We start from the raw sequence: 15805 nt of genomic DNA on the forward strand, positions 1-15805 counted from the left end.
TTTTATCACCCTTCCGCTTTTAATTCTAGAATCAAGTCACGAAGCTCAGCTGCGCGTTCAAAGTTAAGCGCTTTGGCTGCTTCTTTCATTTCTTGTTCCATTTCTTCTACGAGCTTTGCTTTTTCTTTTTTATTGAGTTTATCAAATGCCGGTGCTTCTTCATACGTTTCTGTATCTTCTGCTACTACTGTTGCACGAATTGAGCCTCGAACTTCTTTTTGAATCGTTGTCGGTGTGATACCATGCTCTTCGTTGTAAGCTTCTTGAATACTTCTACGACGCTTGGTCTCATTGATAGCAATGTCCATGGAGTTTGTGATGCGATCTGCATACATAATGACATGTCCATTAGCATTTCGCGCAGCACGTCCGATGGTTTGAATAAGCGATCGTTCTGAACGCAAGAATCCTTCTTTGTCCGCATCTAATATGGTTACTAACGAAACTTCTGGAATATCTAAACCTTCACGAAGTAAGTTAATCCCTATGAGCACATCATATTTTCCAAGCCGCAGCTCTCGGATAATTTCAATACGCTCGAGCGTCTTCACCTCAGAGTGAAGATATTGAACTTTAATGCCAATTTCTTTTAAGTAGTTCGTTAAATCCTCAGACATTTTCTTTGTTAACGTCGTGACGAGCACTCGTTCATTTCGCTTAATCCGGTCGTGAATTTCTCCAATTAAATCATCAATCTGCCCTTCAATTGGTCGAACTTCAATATTTGGATCTAATAATCCCGTTGGACGGATAATTTGTTCAATCACCTCAGGCGCCTTCTCAAGTTCGTAAGGACCTGGTGTTGCTGAAACATGGACGATTTGTTTAATATGCTGTTCAAATTCATCAAATTTAAGCGGACGGTTATCTAATGCAGACGGCAAGCGGAAACCATGGTCCACCAACACTTGTTTACGCGCTTGGTCTCCATTATACATTCCTCTAACTTGAGGAATGGTAACGTGGGATTCATCCACCACAAGAAGGAAATCTTCCGGGAAGAAATCCAGCAGTGTATAAGGTGTAGAACCAGCCGGACGAAGCGTTAAATGACGAGAGTAATTCTCGATTCCTGAACAAAATCCCATTTCTCTCATCATTTCTAGGTCGTAGCGAGTGCGCTGCTCCAAGCGCTGCGCTTCTAAAAGCTTTCCTGCTTCTTTTAACTTCTCTAGCTGTTCTTCTAGTTCTTTTTCAATGTTTTGAATGGCCACACGCATTTTTTCTTCCCTCGTGACGAAGTGAGATGCCGGGAAGATAGCCACGTGTTCACGATCTCCAATAATTTCTCCTGTTAAGGCGTCGACTTCGCGAATGCGGTCAATTTCATCCCCGAAAAATTCCACGCGAATACAGTGTTCATCTCGAGACACAGGGAAAATCTCAACAACATCACCGCGAACGCGGAACGTTCCGCGCTTGAAGTCAATATCGTTTCTTTCGTACTGTACATCCACTAGCGTACGAAGCAGCTGATTGCGTTCTTTTTCCATTCCTACTCGAAGAGATACGACCATTTCTTTGTATTCTTCCGGAGACCCTAATCCATAAATACAGGATACGCTGGCAATAATAATGACATCTTTTCGTTCAAAAAGAGCAGAAGTTGCCGAGTGACGAAGTTTATCAATCTCGTCATTAATGCTTGCATCTTTTTCAATAAATGTATCTGTTTGAGGTACATAAGCTTCAGGCTGATAGTAATCATAGTAACTGACAAAGTATTCGACTGCATTATTAGGAAAAAACTCTTTAAACTCACTGTACAATTGACCAGCAAGCGTTTTGTTATGAGCCATAATTAATGTCGGCTTATTTATTTCCTTAATAACATTAGACATAGTGAAGGTTTTTCCCGTTCCTGTAGCACCTAATAATACTTGATGCTGCTTACCTTCTTTAATTCCTTTCACAATCTTTTCAATTGCCTTTGGCTGATCACCTTGCGGTTGATATGGGGATACTAATTCAAACTGATCTTTCAAATGAAGGCCTCCGTTTCTATTTTCTTGTTTTATCTATTTTTATTACGATATGTAAAAACCGAAAACACGAACTGATATTCGTATTTTATCACTTTATACTCATAAATGAAACTAATGAGTATTAATCTTATATAGTGTTTGTTTGTTTTGATTTTTTACCCTGTTACTTTATTACCCACTAAATTCTTATACTACCCTTTTCGAGGGGAATACAACTCTTTAGATGAAAGCAATAAAAGAAAGTAAGCTGCCTAATTGTTTGAAAAAGATAGGCTTTTGCGCCAATTTCTAAATTATGATACAGTATAAAAAATATGTACTGAGAGGGGTTTAGTATGGCAAGCGTTGATCAAGTTCTTATAAATAACTCCTTTATAACAGTTGAAGAATCAACTTCTTTAGCTAAAGTGAAATCTGAACTTTCCAACTATGATTTCGTTGTAGTCACAGCAAGTACCTTTTATGTAATACAAAAAGATGAACGATACCTTTTAACAGGTCATGACGAGGCATCGTCCATTAAAAAAGTAATAGCGGACACAAATTGGCCTTCATCTTCTACTTCTACGTTAGCCAATTTACAAGCCAACACAAACTGGAATAGACCAGTCCTCATTCAAGCAGAAAACCAAGAAACCACAATAGGACTTGTAACACCTTCACAGTGGATTACACATTTGCATAGCCAAAATGAGATATTAGCTTCCTATTTTGATACATTGGCAGAAACCATTAATGATGCAGTGACAGCGGTCGATCATGAAGGAAATGTAATCTTGTGGAATACTGCTGCGGAACATACGTATAAGATTCAGAGAGATAATATTATTGGTAGAAAAATCGGAGAGCATTTTAAAGATGAATCCATCATTCTACATACGATTCTAAATGAAGGGCGTCCTGTGCGCGGAACGTATCATCGTCCTAATGAACAAACTCACGTGCTCATCAATGCATCTCCTATTATAAGAAACAACCGAGTCATAGGTGGAGTCGCAACCGAACATGACATTACCAATATTGTAAGACTAAATGAAGAAATTGATGTATCTCTTCTCATTCCGAAAGATAATCCATTTTCTTCTTTTGCGGGTATCAGTCCTGAAATTAAGCAAGCCGTTGACATTGCCAAAAAAGTGGCATCTACAGATATGCCTATTTTATTAACAGGAGAACCTGGTTCTGGGAAAGAAATGCTGGCTCAGGCCATCCACTACGGGGGATCCAAACATAAAGAACCTTTTTTATCTTTAAATTGCGCCACTATTCCATCTGGACTTCTGGAAATTGAACTCTTTGGTCATCAAAAAGACGTCTTTTCAGAAGATCCAACGACCATTGCAGGAAAACTGGAGCAGGCTCATAACGGGACGTTATTTATTGAAGAAATTGATAAAATGCCTCTTGAAATTCAAGTTAAGTTTCTCCGTTACTTGGAAGAACGAGCCTTTTATCACGTTGGAGGCACGGAAGAAATTCAAGTCCAAACCCGAATTGTAGCCTCTACTACGACGCCTTTGGAAGAGTTGCTAAAAGCCGGTGAATTCCATGAAAATCTTTACTATTTGCTGACCGTCATTAATATTATCATTCCGCCGCTTCGAGACCATAAAGAAGACATTGAAGCATTAACGCAGCAATTTGTACAGGAATTTAGTAAAAAGTATAAAAAGAAGGCTCCTTTCATCAGCTCTGAAGTTCTCGAAGCCTTTATGCAATACGATTGGCCAGGAAATATTCGCGAGCTGAGAAATACGATTGAACGAATGATTTTTCTTAGTGATCAGTCGTTGATTACCCTTACGCACCTTCCTGACAATCTGAAGGATGCCAGTTCTTTCACAGAAGTTCAAAAAGAAGAAGATTCTCTCCAAGAAGCTAGGCTAATAGAAGAGACTCTTCAAAAAACCTATGGAAACAAAAGTGCAGCAGCAGATCTGCTTGGCATTTCGCGCGGCACCCTTTATAACAAAATCAAAGAATACGGATTAAACTAATTAAAAAATTCGACACGAAGCTCAGGATACTTGTGTCGAATTTTTTATGTTTCTTGGACTGAACTTATTTGGAGAAATTTTTTAATACGAACCATACGTTGGCGGGGCGTTCGGCTAGGCGTCTCATGAAATACCCAAACCAATCAATTCCGTAAGGAACATAAACCCTGACTTTATATCCTTCTTTGACCAGACGATCCTGTAGCTCTACGCAAATTCCATAAAGCATTTGGAACTCAAACTGATCATTTGAAATGCCGTTTTCTCTTACTAATCGTTTTGTATACTGAATCATTTCCTCATCATGACTTGCTACAGCTGTATAGTGTCCATTTAATAAATGCATTTTAATGATTTTTTTATAGTTTTCATCTACGTCTTTCTTTTCCGGAAACGATACTTCTGGCGATTCTTTGTAAGCTCCTTTTACCAGACGTAAATTGGCTTGATATTGATGTAAGTCATTCATATCTTGTTCTGTACGATAAAGATACGCTTGAATCACAATTCCAATATTATCAAATTCTTTGCGTAATTCTTTATACATATCAAGGGAGATTTGGCAGTGCAAGTAGTCTTCCATATCAATTCGAACAAAAATATCATTCACTCTGGCTGTGTGTAGAATTCTGCGCATATTTTCCATACAAAGCTCTTTGCTAATATCCAATCCTAAAGAAGTCATCTTTAATGATAAATTTGATTGAACGCCCGATGCTGCAATGGCTTCTAGTGTCTGAATGCACATGGCTGTAGATAACCTAGCTTCCTCTTCTGTAAAAACAAATTCGCCTAAATGATCGAGTGTCACAACTTTCCCACCATTGTTAAGCTCCTTGGATGTTTGAATTGCTGATTCAATTGAGTCTCCAGCAACAAAACGAGCTGCCCCCATCCGCAATCCATACTTTTTAGCTAATTTATTCATTGAATGATTTTTGCCAAGCGACTGAAACATCGTTCTCATTAACACTTCCATCGATACTAAACCTCCTTCTATTTTTAAAAATCAAAATAAATATAATTTTCAGATTAATTTCTTTATTTTTCTATACCCCAACTACATATTTGTACACACATTTAAAATAATTTACACAAAATTGTTTAAGTTATTTTATTTACAAACATATTTGTATAATTAATTTAATTATACTCATTTATCGATGGAACCGTAACAACAGTGTTATGAGTTCTAACTCGTTTTTCGACATAAAAAAGCTCTCCACATTTCGTAGAGAGCTTTTGCGTACGTTTTGATAATAGGACGATTCACTTATCATCAAAGCAACAATCTTTATTTTCCAGCTGCTAGCATGCCTTTTGCATATATAAAACCAATGGCTGCTGAAAGTAAATCTATTAAAATAATAAGCGGATAATCTGCGTACCCTTTATATACAGAAACAGCTATCAACAAAAGCGTCAGCGCTGTGGCAACATATAGGTTATATGTTACTCTAGCAAACAGAACAAGCAATATGGCGGGTAGAAAAACTGCGGCAATCGTTTTGACTTCCACAAACATTTCTCCTTTTTATCCGTCTTTTAACCAGCTTGTGAATTACGTTTTGTATAATTGTGTACAAACAAAATACCTAGTTCATGATGTTCGTTGTCATACAATGCTCGCTGAGTAAAGCGAACTTCTCCATTTTCGTCAATAACTTCTAGCTTACAAAAAGCACGGTTATTCACTTGTAATGCTTCATAAAATTTATGGACTTCAGATATAGCGATTCCATTTACTTTAATAATCACTTCTCCTACTTTCAAACCCATTTTCTCTGCCGGAGAATGAGGGATGATTCCTAACACAACCAAACCTTGTGTACGCTTAGTAAATAGTGCGGGCGCTTTTTCATCGCTTCGACGCTGCTGCAAACGAATCCACTCTCTTCCTATGATCGCTAGAATAACAACAGCGACAGCGGCAGGAGGATAAAAAATAGCAGCAATTGTAATAATCGTTAATCCCACGCCTAATGCTAATACACGCTTACCGGTAAATTCAATAGATTTAAATGGAACCATACTTTGAATTCGCTGATAAAAACCGATAGCAAAAGGAACAAAAAACAGGCTAAATGATGTTCCGTCAATAGATAACACAGGCCACCATGGAAACACAGACGTAATGGCGCTGCCTGGAATTAAGACAAAAAGCGGAACAACCCATAATTTTTGAGAATAATGAGCCCCAATTTCCTGCCCTCTTTTACTTTTCACAATGGCTGGAGACGTACCTTTTGCTCCAAACTTCCAAATTAAATATCCTTCTGCTAATACAAGCAGCGACATTAAAATAGTAAGAGAAGGTAAATCTGCGTTATGAGCTTGCACAGACCACGTTTGAATAAATCCTTCACCGAAACCAGCTGCAGGAATAAGCAAGGTCGCAAGCACAGCCAGTCCTACGGTATAAGAAGGAGAAAGCCATTTAAACGTCCACGGGCCGCTTATGATAAAAGTTAAAACAGCTACAAGTACAATCGTTCCTATAGATACATAGACACCTAGCAACACGGTAACAACGGATAAAATCAAACCAATAATGATACCTGGAAAAAATAAATATTTTGCTTCTAAAATAAAATCAAACACGCGAACATGAAAATTCTGACGCTCTCTCTTGACGCGAGAAAGACCTACAAAAAACGAGACGAGCAGAAATAAATAAGTTAACGGGTGCAAAAATAAACGCCCGATACCTTTTAAAAGCTCTAATGCAAAATCCATTTTTTCACCACCTGTATTTTTCACATTTTTATTACAACATTTACGATTGATTGTTATGTATCATAGGCTTCTTTATTTTATCAAAATGCATCACTAACCGACAATGTTGTTTTTACTAAAAAAAGTTCCGTGCTTTGGAAAAGCACGGAACTTTTTCTGCTTCTTATTGACTAGCTAGCTTTAAAGCCGTTTGAAGCTGACGATCTTCATCTTTGGATTTAATTTTTTCTAATAGTTTTGTTTGTAAAAGCGCTGCTGTATCTTCATCAATTTCACCTGTAGCTTTTTGCTTATTGGCTTTTTGGAATGCAGTTACAGCTGTTTCTGTCTCTTTACTAAAATATCCGTCTGTACGTCCAGGTTCAAAGCCAAGGCCTTTTAGCATCACTTGAGCATTCTTCACTTGGTCACCTGTCATATCACGTGTTAATGGCTTTTTATCAACTTGAATTGGATTTGCATAATAGTAATCCGGCTGCTTGACTTCTACCGTTGGTTTTATACCTTTTTCGTTAATCCAGTTTCCATCAGGCGTTAGCCATTTATAGAACGTTAATTTTAAATTACTGCCGTCTTCCATTGGAACAGCTTGTTGAACCGTTCCTTTTCCATAGGATTTTTCACCGACTAGCTTGTATCCGCCTGCTTCTTTTAATGCCCCGGCAAGAATTTCAGAAGCAGATGCACTTCCTCCATCAATCAAGGCCACAATTGGATAATCCTTTTGCTTTTTCATTGAAGAAACCACTTTTTGACGTTCACCGTTACGATCTTCAATTTGAATGTATGGCTTTTTATTCGTTACTAATTTATCGAGCATTTTTTCAACACTCGTTAAATAGCCACCAGGATTTCCACGAACATCTAGAACTAAACCATCAATATGTTTATTTTCAAGTTTTTTCAACTGTTTCGTAAATTCGTCTCCCGTTGATTCAGAGAATGACGTAATTTCCATGTAACCAATTTTTTTATTGTTTACATTTTTAACAGAAGAATAGACGGTTTCAATTGGAATCTCATCTCTTACAACTTTTACTTTCATCGTTTCTTTCACGCCTGGTCTTTGAACATCTAATGTCACGGTAGAGCCTTTTTTACCTCGAATTTTTAATACCGCTTCATTCAATTCAAGACCCGCGATACTTTTACCATCGATCTTTAAAATCTGATCATTTGGTTTTAATCCTGCTTTTTCCGCAGGAGATTGTTTAAACGGAGCTACGATTGTTACTTTTCCATCTACCATGCTTACTTCAGCACCAATCCCCTCAAACGATGAATCAAGAGACTGCGTGAATTGCTGTGCCGTTTTCTTATCCATGTAAGATGAGTGAGGGTCTCCTAAGGTTTGTACCATTCCTTGGATTGCGCCATCTAATAATTTTTTGTCATCTACATCTTTGTAATATTTTGAAGATATCAGTTCGTAAGCCTGCTTGATTTTGTCTAGCTCTTCCTTTTCCACTTTACTATCATTTGAAGAAGTTGTAAGGGGGGTACTGACCGTTCCAGCATTTGCATACTGAATGCCAAAATATGTACCTGCTGCTCCAACAACTAAGGAGAGTGCCATTAATAGTGCAACGATTTTCCGATTCAAGTTCTTTCATCCTCCTCAACCTTAAGCCATCTCTTCTTATTATAATAGATACAACCAAAACTATGTAATAAAAAGGATGCATGTGTTATTTGTAGCAAAAGGCACCACACAAATCAAGTGCGATGCCTTTTTGTTAAACTATATGTTGAGCTTGTACCACGTATGCTAGGAACTTAAAATTTAATATAACGTTCAGGGTTTACAGCAGAGCTTTTGCCTTTCCAATCGCCCTTATGCAATTCAAAATGCAGGTGAGCACCAAACGAACGTCCTGTGTTCCCTATATAACCTAATTGTTGACCTTTATTGATAGATTGACCACTTGAGACGCTGTAGCTCTCTAAGTGAGCATAAACTGTAACCCACGTCTGACCTTCGACATTGTGACGAATAAATACGGCATTACCAAAAGAAGAAGAATGATATGCTCTAATTACTTTTCCGCTTGCTGCGGCTACAACTGGCACACTTTCTCCTCGCTTTCCAATATCAATACCGTAATGTCCTCTTCCAAACGTTTCTCGATATCCAAAATGAGATGTTACCGGGCCCTTTGCCGGCCTCATAAACGACCCGCTTGTAACAGGTGGTGCCTCCTCTGTTGCCCCGGCTTTTTCAATTTCTTGCTGTTGAGCTTGTGCTGCATTTTTTTGATCGGCTAAAATAGAAGCTTGCTCTTCTAATCCAACGGCTTCTTCATTAAATTCTTTTTCCTGATCTTTGAGCGTTTGCATGAGGTGATTCTTTTCATCCACTTGTTTTTGCAGCTGCGCACGAAGATTTTTAAGTTCTTCAAGCGCTTGATTTACTTCCGTTAGCTTGTTTTGAACTTTTGTTTCTTTCTCTTCTTTTGCCTTTTTATCAGCTTCATGCTGCATTAACAAATCGCGGTCAGCCCCTACAATTGTCGAAACCGCACTCACTCTGCTAATAAAGTCTCCGAAGCTTTCAGAGCCTAGCAGTACATCTATGTAATCCACAGACCCGCCGTTTTCTTGTAAAGCACGAGCACGCTTTTTTAATAGCTCATTTCGTTTTTCAATTCTTTTTTTTACAACGTCAATTTCATTTTTCAGCTTTTCGATGTCTTGCTTTGCTTTTTCTACTTCAGCTTCACGGCTGCGGATGTCTGCATTTGTCTGTCCGACTTCTGAATCCAAACGCGCAATCTCAGCTTCTTCGTTTTTTTGCTGTTCTTGAACTTCTTTTAATTTCTCTTTATTTTGATTAATATTTTGGTTCACATCGTTACTTTTTTTCTCTAAATCACTGAGTTTAGTAGTGCTGGCACTTTCTGCATAAGCAACTTTTTCATTACCTATCCAAGCTGTACCTAGTCCAACTAAAACTGCTGCTGTCATTACTAATGTCTTACGTGTCATTTGTTTCTCCCCATTTGCACATATTTCCCCGTATAAACGGGCATTAGCAAGACCCCCATTAGCACTTTTTTCTATTTTTATCTGTAATTACACAACAACCTCACATCTGATAAACATCAAATGTGAGGTTGTTATAATCTATTATGTTAAAAATCTATCTTTATTTTCGTAAGAATTTACGGATGGATAATGTACTTCCCCACATCCCAATTAGACCACCGATTACAAGTAGTAATAGCGATACTTGAAGCACGAATGGAAAAGCAGGTAAAAGTTCAAAGAATCCATCGAACTTAGGCTGAACTTCATTATATAAAACGCTGTACACACCGATAATAACAGCAATTGGCACAATAGAACCAAGCACTCCTAAAAACAGACCTTCAATAAAGAACGGCCAGCGAATAAAGGAGTTTGTGGCTCCAACTAAGCGCATAATTTCAATCTCTTCACGGCGAGCTACAATCGTAATTTTAATTGTATTTGAAATGAGGAACATCGCTGTAAATAGAAGCCCTAAAATCAGTACTACTCCGATATTACGAGCTACTTTCAGCACTTTAAATAACTTTTCAACTTGATCTTGTCCGTATTGAACTTTTGCTGCATACGGATATTTCTCAATTTGTTTAGCTACTTTTGCGACATCAGTCGGCTCTTTTGTTTTAACAACAAACACATCATTTAATGGGTTTTGCTGCTCAAACGGTTCAAAAGCTTGTCCTTCATCACCCATACTATTAATTAAATCTTTTAACTCTTTATCTTTAGAAGAAAACGTCACCGTATCAACTTGCTTAATTGCATCTAGCTTTTCTTTCATTGCTTTTCGATCATCCGCTGTCGCTGCAGCATCAACGTGAACGCGAATTTCCACATCATTTTCAATCAATTTAGCAATGTGGTTTAAATTCATCATCAACATAAAAAATACGCCTACAAGCAAGAGCGTCACGGTAACCGCGCTTGCAGATGCGAATGTCATCCAGCCGTTTCTTCCTAAACTTTTAGATCCTTCACGTAAGTGGCGACCGAATGTCCTAGCCTTCATATCCGTATTCACCTCTTACTTCATCACGCACAACATTTCCATTTTCAATCGCAATTACGCGCTTTCGAATTGTATTTACAATTTCACGGTTATGCGTTGCCATTAAAATAGTCGTACCGCGTTTATTAATCTCCTCAAAAATATCCATGATTTCCCACGAAGTCTCCGGATCAAGGTTCCCTGTCGGTTCGTCGGCGATGACAACCTTAGGACTATTCACAATTGAACGCGCAATAGACACACGCTGCTGCTCTCCTCCAGATAATTCATCAGGGAAAGAATCCATTTTACCCTTTAACTTAACAAGCTCTAGCACCTCTAGCACTCGCTTTTTAATTTCTTCGGGACTTTGCTCAATTACTTCTAGTGCAAAAGCAATGTTTTCATAGACCGTTAATTTTGGAAGCAGCTTGAAATCTTGAAAGACTACACCAATATGACGTCTAAAGATAGGAACTCTGCTATCTTTTATTTTTGCTACATTTGCACCGTTTACAATGATATTTCCTGAAGAAGGCTTTTCTTCACGATACATCATTTTAATAAAAGTGGATTTTCCTGCTCCACTTGGTCCTACGATATAAGCAAACTCACCTTGATTAATCTTGATGCTAATGCCATTGATTGCTTTTACACCGTTCGGATACGTTTTATATACATTTTGCATTTCAATCATAAGTAATCACCTAATCAAGTGTGTTATTTTAATACTATGTAAAACTTGTCAAAATACGACAAAACTCTACAATTCAAACCAAAAATTCGACTCTTCTCACGCGCTTTCTCATTATAACATCACTCTTCGTGAAAATAAGCCCCAAAAATATTACATTTTTATTCAAATATGACATAAGTAGGATATTTTTAGCAGGGTATGAGAATTTATCCTTATTTTTAATTCTGTTGTTTTTTGCTGTTCATTTTTTTACGAATATCGTTAGACAAAGCACATTCATGTCTACTTTTTTACAAACAAGGTATGATAAATAAGAAAAACGATGAGGAGAGATAACATGATCACTATTTATGGAAGTTCACGGGAAAACGGAAATACGGAAGAATTGGCTAAAGCAGTCTTAAAAGATATCAATACTGAAGAAGTTTACTTACGTAGGCATACCATTAACCCCATTACTGATATGCGTCACGATGAACATGGATTTACCAATCAACAAGATGATTATTATGATATAGCGAAAAAGATGGCAGCGCACGATACTATTTTATTTGTTACGCCTCTTTACTGGTACGGTATGAGCGGATTGATGAAGAACTTTGTGGATCGTTGGTCTGAAAGCCTTAGAGATTCGACAATCAACTTTAAAGAACAAATGAAAAATAAGCGCGTCTATGTATTAGTAGTCGGGGGCACAGGCGCATCTGTAAAGGCCCTTCCTCTTATTATGCAATTTCAATACATTGTCGATTTTATTGGTTCTTCCTTTAGCGGATACATCATTGGAGAAGCCAATGCACCTGGAGACATAGCAAAAGATGTCAAAGCTCAACAGCAAGCTATTGTCTTAAATGAACAATTAAAGCAGCTTTAACACAAAAATAAGACGGATACCCGTCTTATTTTTTCTTTGCCAGCCAAGCCGCAACTTTTTTGGCATCTTCTTCATTAATCAGTCCTTTTGGCATACCGCCTTGACCATTGTTAATAATGTTTTCAATTTCAGCTTCTGAGTGCTTGCTGCCTACATGCTGCAAGCTTGGCCCATTTGCTCCTCCTAAATCTACACCGTGACAGCCTGTACAGTTTTTCTTCACAATATCTTCTGCACTCGCTGAAGATTCACCGGCAGATTCATTTTTGGAACTGCCTCCGCCGCACGCGGACAAAACAAGCGCTAGGCCAATTGTTAACGTTAATAATACTTTTTTCAAGCCTTCTCCCCCTTGCTGTAGAGTTTTCACTCTATTATAACCTACTCAAGAATGTTTAAAACACTCTGTTTACAAGGACTTTGTTTCAATTTCATGAATTCTCTCATCGTATTTATGTATGAGGTCAAGCAATTGATTCGTTTCCTAAACGTTTTTTGTATACTACGCGTGAAATTGTCACACTGAGCTCATATAAGAGCAGAAGCGGGACAATGACTAAAATATCCGAAATAAAATCAGGAGGAGTAATAAGCACAGATATCACAATTAAAGCAAAATAAGATAACTTCCTTGCTTTAGCTAACCTCACTGGATTTAGAACCCCTAAACGCGTTAAAAATAAGACAACTAAAGGCATTTCAAATAAAAAACCAAATGGTAAACACAGATTAAGCATAAAACGGAAATAATGCTCCGCCGTAAACATGAGTGAAAACTGATCATTCGACAAACCTGTTAAAAATGCTAAAACCATTGGAAATAAAACAAAATAACCAAACCCCAAGCCACTTACAAATAAGAGAAAAAAGAATGGAATGAAGGTAATCATAATCTTATACTCTTCCTTTTTTAATCCCGGTGAAACAAACCGAAATACTTGATAAGCAGCTACTGGAAGTGTAAAAGCAAGCGCAAAAACAAATGCAATCACCATATAAATCCATACAATTTCACTTGGTCCAAGTACAGCAAGCTTGCCGTCCAAATCTTTCACTAGCCACTGATAAATATCTTGTACAAATACAAAACTGACAATAAGTAAAACTACAAATGCACAAAGTGTTTTAATAATACGAACACGCAATTCTTCAAGGTGCTCCATCAAGCTCATTTCTCCCATTGTCTATTTCTCCTTTCTGACAAGTAGAAATAGACGAGTTTCCTCGTCTATTTCCTTACTTACAATGTCGATTCATTCCTTTTTTGTTCAGAAACGGTTGCTGCCTGCTTTTCTTTAACACTTTCATCATCTGATACGAGCCCTTTTGCTGCTCCTTTAAATTCAGTTAATGTTCGCCCAAACGCCCGTCCAACTTCCGGCAGCTTAGACGGCCCAAAAATAATTAACGCAATGACCAAAATAATAACTAAACCAGGAATTCCAATATTAGAAAGCATACTTGACCTCCTTTCCATTACTCAATTTACTGCTGTACTTTTTCTTTCTTTTTCAACTCTTGTTTTTCATGTGCTTTCCCGTGTGCCCGCATACGATCTTCCTCTACTTCCTTAGAAATCTTTAGCCCACGCGGCACGTTATTTACTTCAACTTCTGTCATACCTTTTCCATCTTTTTTATATTGAAAGGAAGCTCGAGTTGAAATTTCCGCACCAGGTTCTGTTACAAAAGGCACAACGCGATAATCAGCTTGCCATATATCAGAAGTGACCGTACACCTTACATATCCTCTGTAATCATTAAAGAATGTGAGATGTGGATTTTGACTTAAAATTTTATCCGTATCAGCTCGTTTATCTGCTCCGTTCCCTCCGGAAGTGATGGAGGTGCCAACGAACTCTGCACCAATAATTCTTGAATTAAGATTGGCAAAATCCGTGTGTAAATTAGAAGCCCAGTTAGCGTGCACATCTCCAGTTAGTACAATGACGTTGTCCAACTTTTTCTTTTCAATAAAATCAATAACACGCTGACGATTCGCCGTATACCCATCCCATGCATCCATGCTGTATGTAGGCTTAGCCGCCGTTCCAAATTTTCTGGGAGCAAAGAAAATTTGTTGAGCCAGTACGTTCCAATGACACGCTGATTTTTCAAGATTAGTAAAAAGCCATTTTTCTTGTTCAATCCCTAATAGCGTACGTTTAGGATCAAGAGATTCTGGCGTTTGCGGCTTTGTTCCGTCTCCATTTGCTTGATCGTCTCTGTATTGACGCGTATCCAACACTTGAAAGGAAGCTAGTTTCCCATATGAAAAGTCACGATACAATCTCATATCCGTTCCGTGAGGCAAGGATGTTTGACGCAAAGGCATATGTTCGTAATAAGCTTGATAAGCTGCCGCGCGGCGTTGAATAAATGCTTCTACTGATTGTCCTTTTTCAGGAATTACATTTGCATAATTGTTTTCTACTTCATGATCATCCCACGTCACAATCCAAGGAAAAGCAGCATGAGCAGACTTCAAATTGGCATCTGACCTGTACTGAGCATGCCTGTTTCGATAGTCTTGAAGCGTTTGAATTTCTGCGCTGCTGTGAGTACGAACATTTCCGCTTGCAGCCACATACTCGTTTGGTCCATATTCATAGATGTAATCGCCCAAATGAACCACAAAATCCAATTGTTCTTTAACCATATGTTCATAAGCTGTAAAGTAACCATGTTCATACTGTTGACACGAAGCGAATGCAAACGTCATGCTGGCTACTTCTGCATTTGCTGAAGGAAGTGTTTTTGTTTTTCCAACCGGGCTTAACTCATGACCGCTTTTAAATCGATAATAATAAATACGGCCTGGCTTTAATCCTTTTACATCAACGTGAACAGAGTGAGCAAGTTCAGGTCTAGCTATTTCTGTTCCTCGTTTGACAATTCGATGAAAGTCTTCATCTTCGGCAAGCTCCCATTTTACTGGAACGGGTTGATTAGGCATTCCCCCGCCATTCAATGGGTCTGGTGCTAATCTTGTCCAAAGAACAATACTATCTGCTAAAGGATCTCCCGATGCGACGCCTAAAGTGAACGGATAACTTGAAAATTTAGGCGCTGCCGCTGAAACTTCTACTGCATTTAAACCGATAGACTGAGCAATTGTTAAGCCAAGTGATACTCCTGCTACTTTTCCAGCTCCTTGTAAAAAACGCCTTCTATCAAACCCTTTACTCGAAGAAAAACTGTTCTGTTTTACTTGCTCTATTAATTCGTGTAACGATTTATTTGCCACTGCACATGCCCCTTCCTCTTGATTTAACTCAAATTATAAAAGCTGTTTGTAAAAGAGGTATAAAGGATTGTAAAGAAGCATTTACCATAAAATAGGTATTTTAAACCATTTTATTTCATTGACAAAATAAGCGAACGGACGACAGCAACCTTTAAATTTCTGCATTTTCTTAATTTTCTATCTACAAATAGTTCTTTACGCTCGTTTTTCTTCATTCAAATTTTACAAAGTCCTAACAACTAAAAAAAGGCAGCA

At 38.0% G+C, this 15805-nt stretch carries 14 protein-coding genes; 2 read left to right on the forward strand and 12 right to left on the reverse strand.

What is annotated here, in order from left to right:
- Positions 1–5 precede the first annotated feature (5 nt).
- The gene (gene uvrB, locus NST66_RS24710; protein ID WP_033580416.1) at positions 6–1985 is read right to left on the reverse strand and encodes an excinuclease ABC subunit UvrB; all 1980 of its coding nucleotides are present in this window, start codon (positions 1983–1985) and stop codon (positions 6–8) included.
- A gap of 335 nt (positions 1986–2320) precedes the next feature.
- Here uvrB and NST66_RS24715 point away from each other — a divergent pair, with 335 nt between their 5' ends.
- Positions 2321–3982, forward strand: coding sequence for a sigma-54 interaction domain-containing protein (locus NST66_RS24715; RefSeq protein WP_033580415.1), 1662 nt, complete (start codon positions 2321–2323; stop codon positions 3980–3982).
- A 64-nt stretch (positions 3983–4046) separates the two neighbouring features.
- Here NST66_RS24715 and NST66_RS24720 read toward each other — a convergent pair whose 3' ends face one another.
- From NST66_RS24720 to ftsE, 7 genes are all read right to left on the reverse strand, one after another.
- Positions 4047–4961, reverse strand: a complete 915-nt coding sequence (locus tag NST66_RS24720; protein ID WP_028412035.1) for a proline dehydrogenase family protein — start codon at positions 4959–4961, stop codon at positions 4047–4049.
- Between the two features lie 315 nt (positions 4962–5276).
- Positions 5277–5501 carry a DUF2198 family protein gene (locus NST66_RS24725; protein ID WP_028412034.1) on the reverse strand — a complete coding sequence of 75 codons (225 nt, stop codon included), beginning with the start codon at positions 5499–5501 and terminating at the stop codon, positions 5277–5279.
- A 26-nt stretch (positions 5502–5527) separates the two neighbouring features.
- Complete coding sequence (locus NST66_RS24730; protein ID WP_028412033.1) at positions 5528–6718, reverse strand: PDZ domain-containing protein; 1191 nt, start codon at positions 6716–6718, stop codon at positions 5528–5530.
- 163 nt (positions 6719–6881) lie between these two features.
- Positions 6882–8321, reverse strand: coding sequence for a S41 family peptidase (locus NST66_RS24735; protein ID WP_028412032.1), 1440 nt, complete (start codon positions 8319–8321; stop codon positions 6882–6884).
- A gap of 173 nt (positions 8322–8494) precedes the next feature.
- The gene (locus tag NST66_RS24740; RefSeq protein ID WP_033580413.1) at positions 8495–9703 is read right to left on the reverse strand and encodes a murein hydrolase activator EnvC family protein; all 1209 of its coding nucleotides are present in this window, start codon (positions 9701–9703) and stop codon (positions 8495–8497) included.
- Between the two features lie 160 nt (positions 9704–9863).
- Entirely contained in the window at positions 9864–10754 is an 891-nt protein-coding gene (ftsX, locus tag NST66_RS24745) for a permease-like cell division protein FtsX (RefSeq protein WP_014457813.1), read from the reverse strand.
- Positions 10744–11430 (reverse strand): cell division ATP-binding protein FtsE, encoded by a 687-nt coding sequence (gene ftsE / locus NST66_RS24750; RefSeq protein WP_013085414.1) that lies wholly within the window; start codon positions 11428–11430, stop codon positions 10744–10746. The genes ftsX and ftsE overlap by 11 nt, the downstream gene beginning before the upstream one ends.
- A 337-nt stretch (positions 11431–11767) precedes the next feature.
- Here ftsE and NST66_RS24755 point away from each other — a divergent pair, with 337 nt between their 5' ends.
- On the forward strand, positions 11768–12304 hold the full coding sequence (locus NST66_RS24755; protein WP_028412030.1) for a flavodoxin family protein: 537 nt from the start codon (positions 11768–11770) through the stop codon (positions 12302–12304).
- Positions 12305–12329: 25 nt separating this feature from the next.
- Here the strand turns inward: NST66_RS24755 and cccB are convergent, their stop codons facing one another.
- The 4 genes from cccB to NST66_RS24775 form a co-directional block, all read right to left on the reverse strand.
- On the reverse strand, positions 12330–12644 hold the full coding sequence (gene cccB / locus NST66_RS24760) for a cytochrome c551 (RefSeq protein WP_013059743.1): 315 nt from the start codon (positions 12642–12644) through the stop codon (positions 12330–12332).
- A 124-nt stretch (positions 12645–12768) separates the two neighbouring features.
- Positions 12769–13485: a twin-arginine translocase subunit TatC gene (gene tatC / locus NST66_RS24765; protein WP_028412029.1), complete on the reverse strand. Its 717-nt coding sequence runs from the start codon at positions 13483–13485 to the stop codon at positions 12769–12771.
- A 59-nt stretch (positions 13486–13544) separates the two neighbouring features.
- Positions 13545–13763, reverse strand: a complete 219-nt coding sequence (locus NST66_RS24770) for a twin-arginine translocase TatA/TatE family subunit (RefSeq protein WP_028412028.1) — start codon at positions 13761–13763, stop codon at positions 13545–13547.
- 26 nt (positions 13764–13789) lie between these two features.
- A complete protein-coding gene (locus tag NST66_RS24775; protein WP_445326395.1) occupies positions 13790–15523 on the reverse strand; it encodes an alkaline phosphatase D family protein in 1734 nt (577 codons plus the stop codon).
- Positions 15524–15805: the final 282 nt, after the last annotated feature.

It is taken from the genome of Priestia sp. FSL W8-0524 (assembly GCF_038005965.1).
GTDB lineage: Bacteria > Bacillota > Bacilli > Bacillales > Bacillaceae_H > Priestia > Priestia zanthoxyli.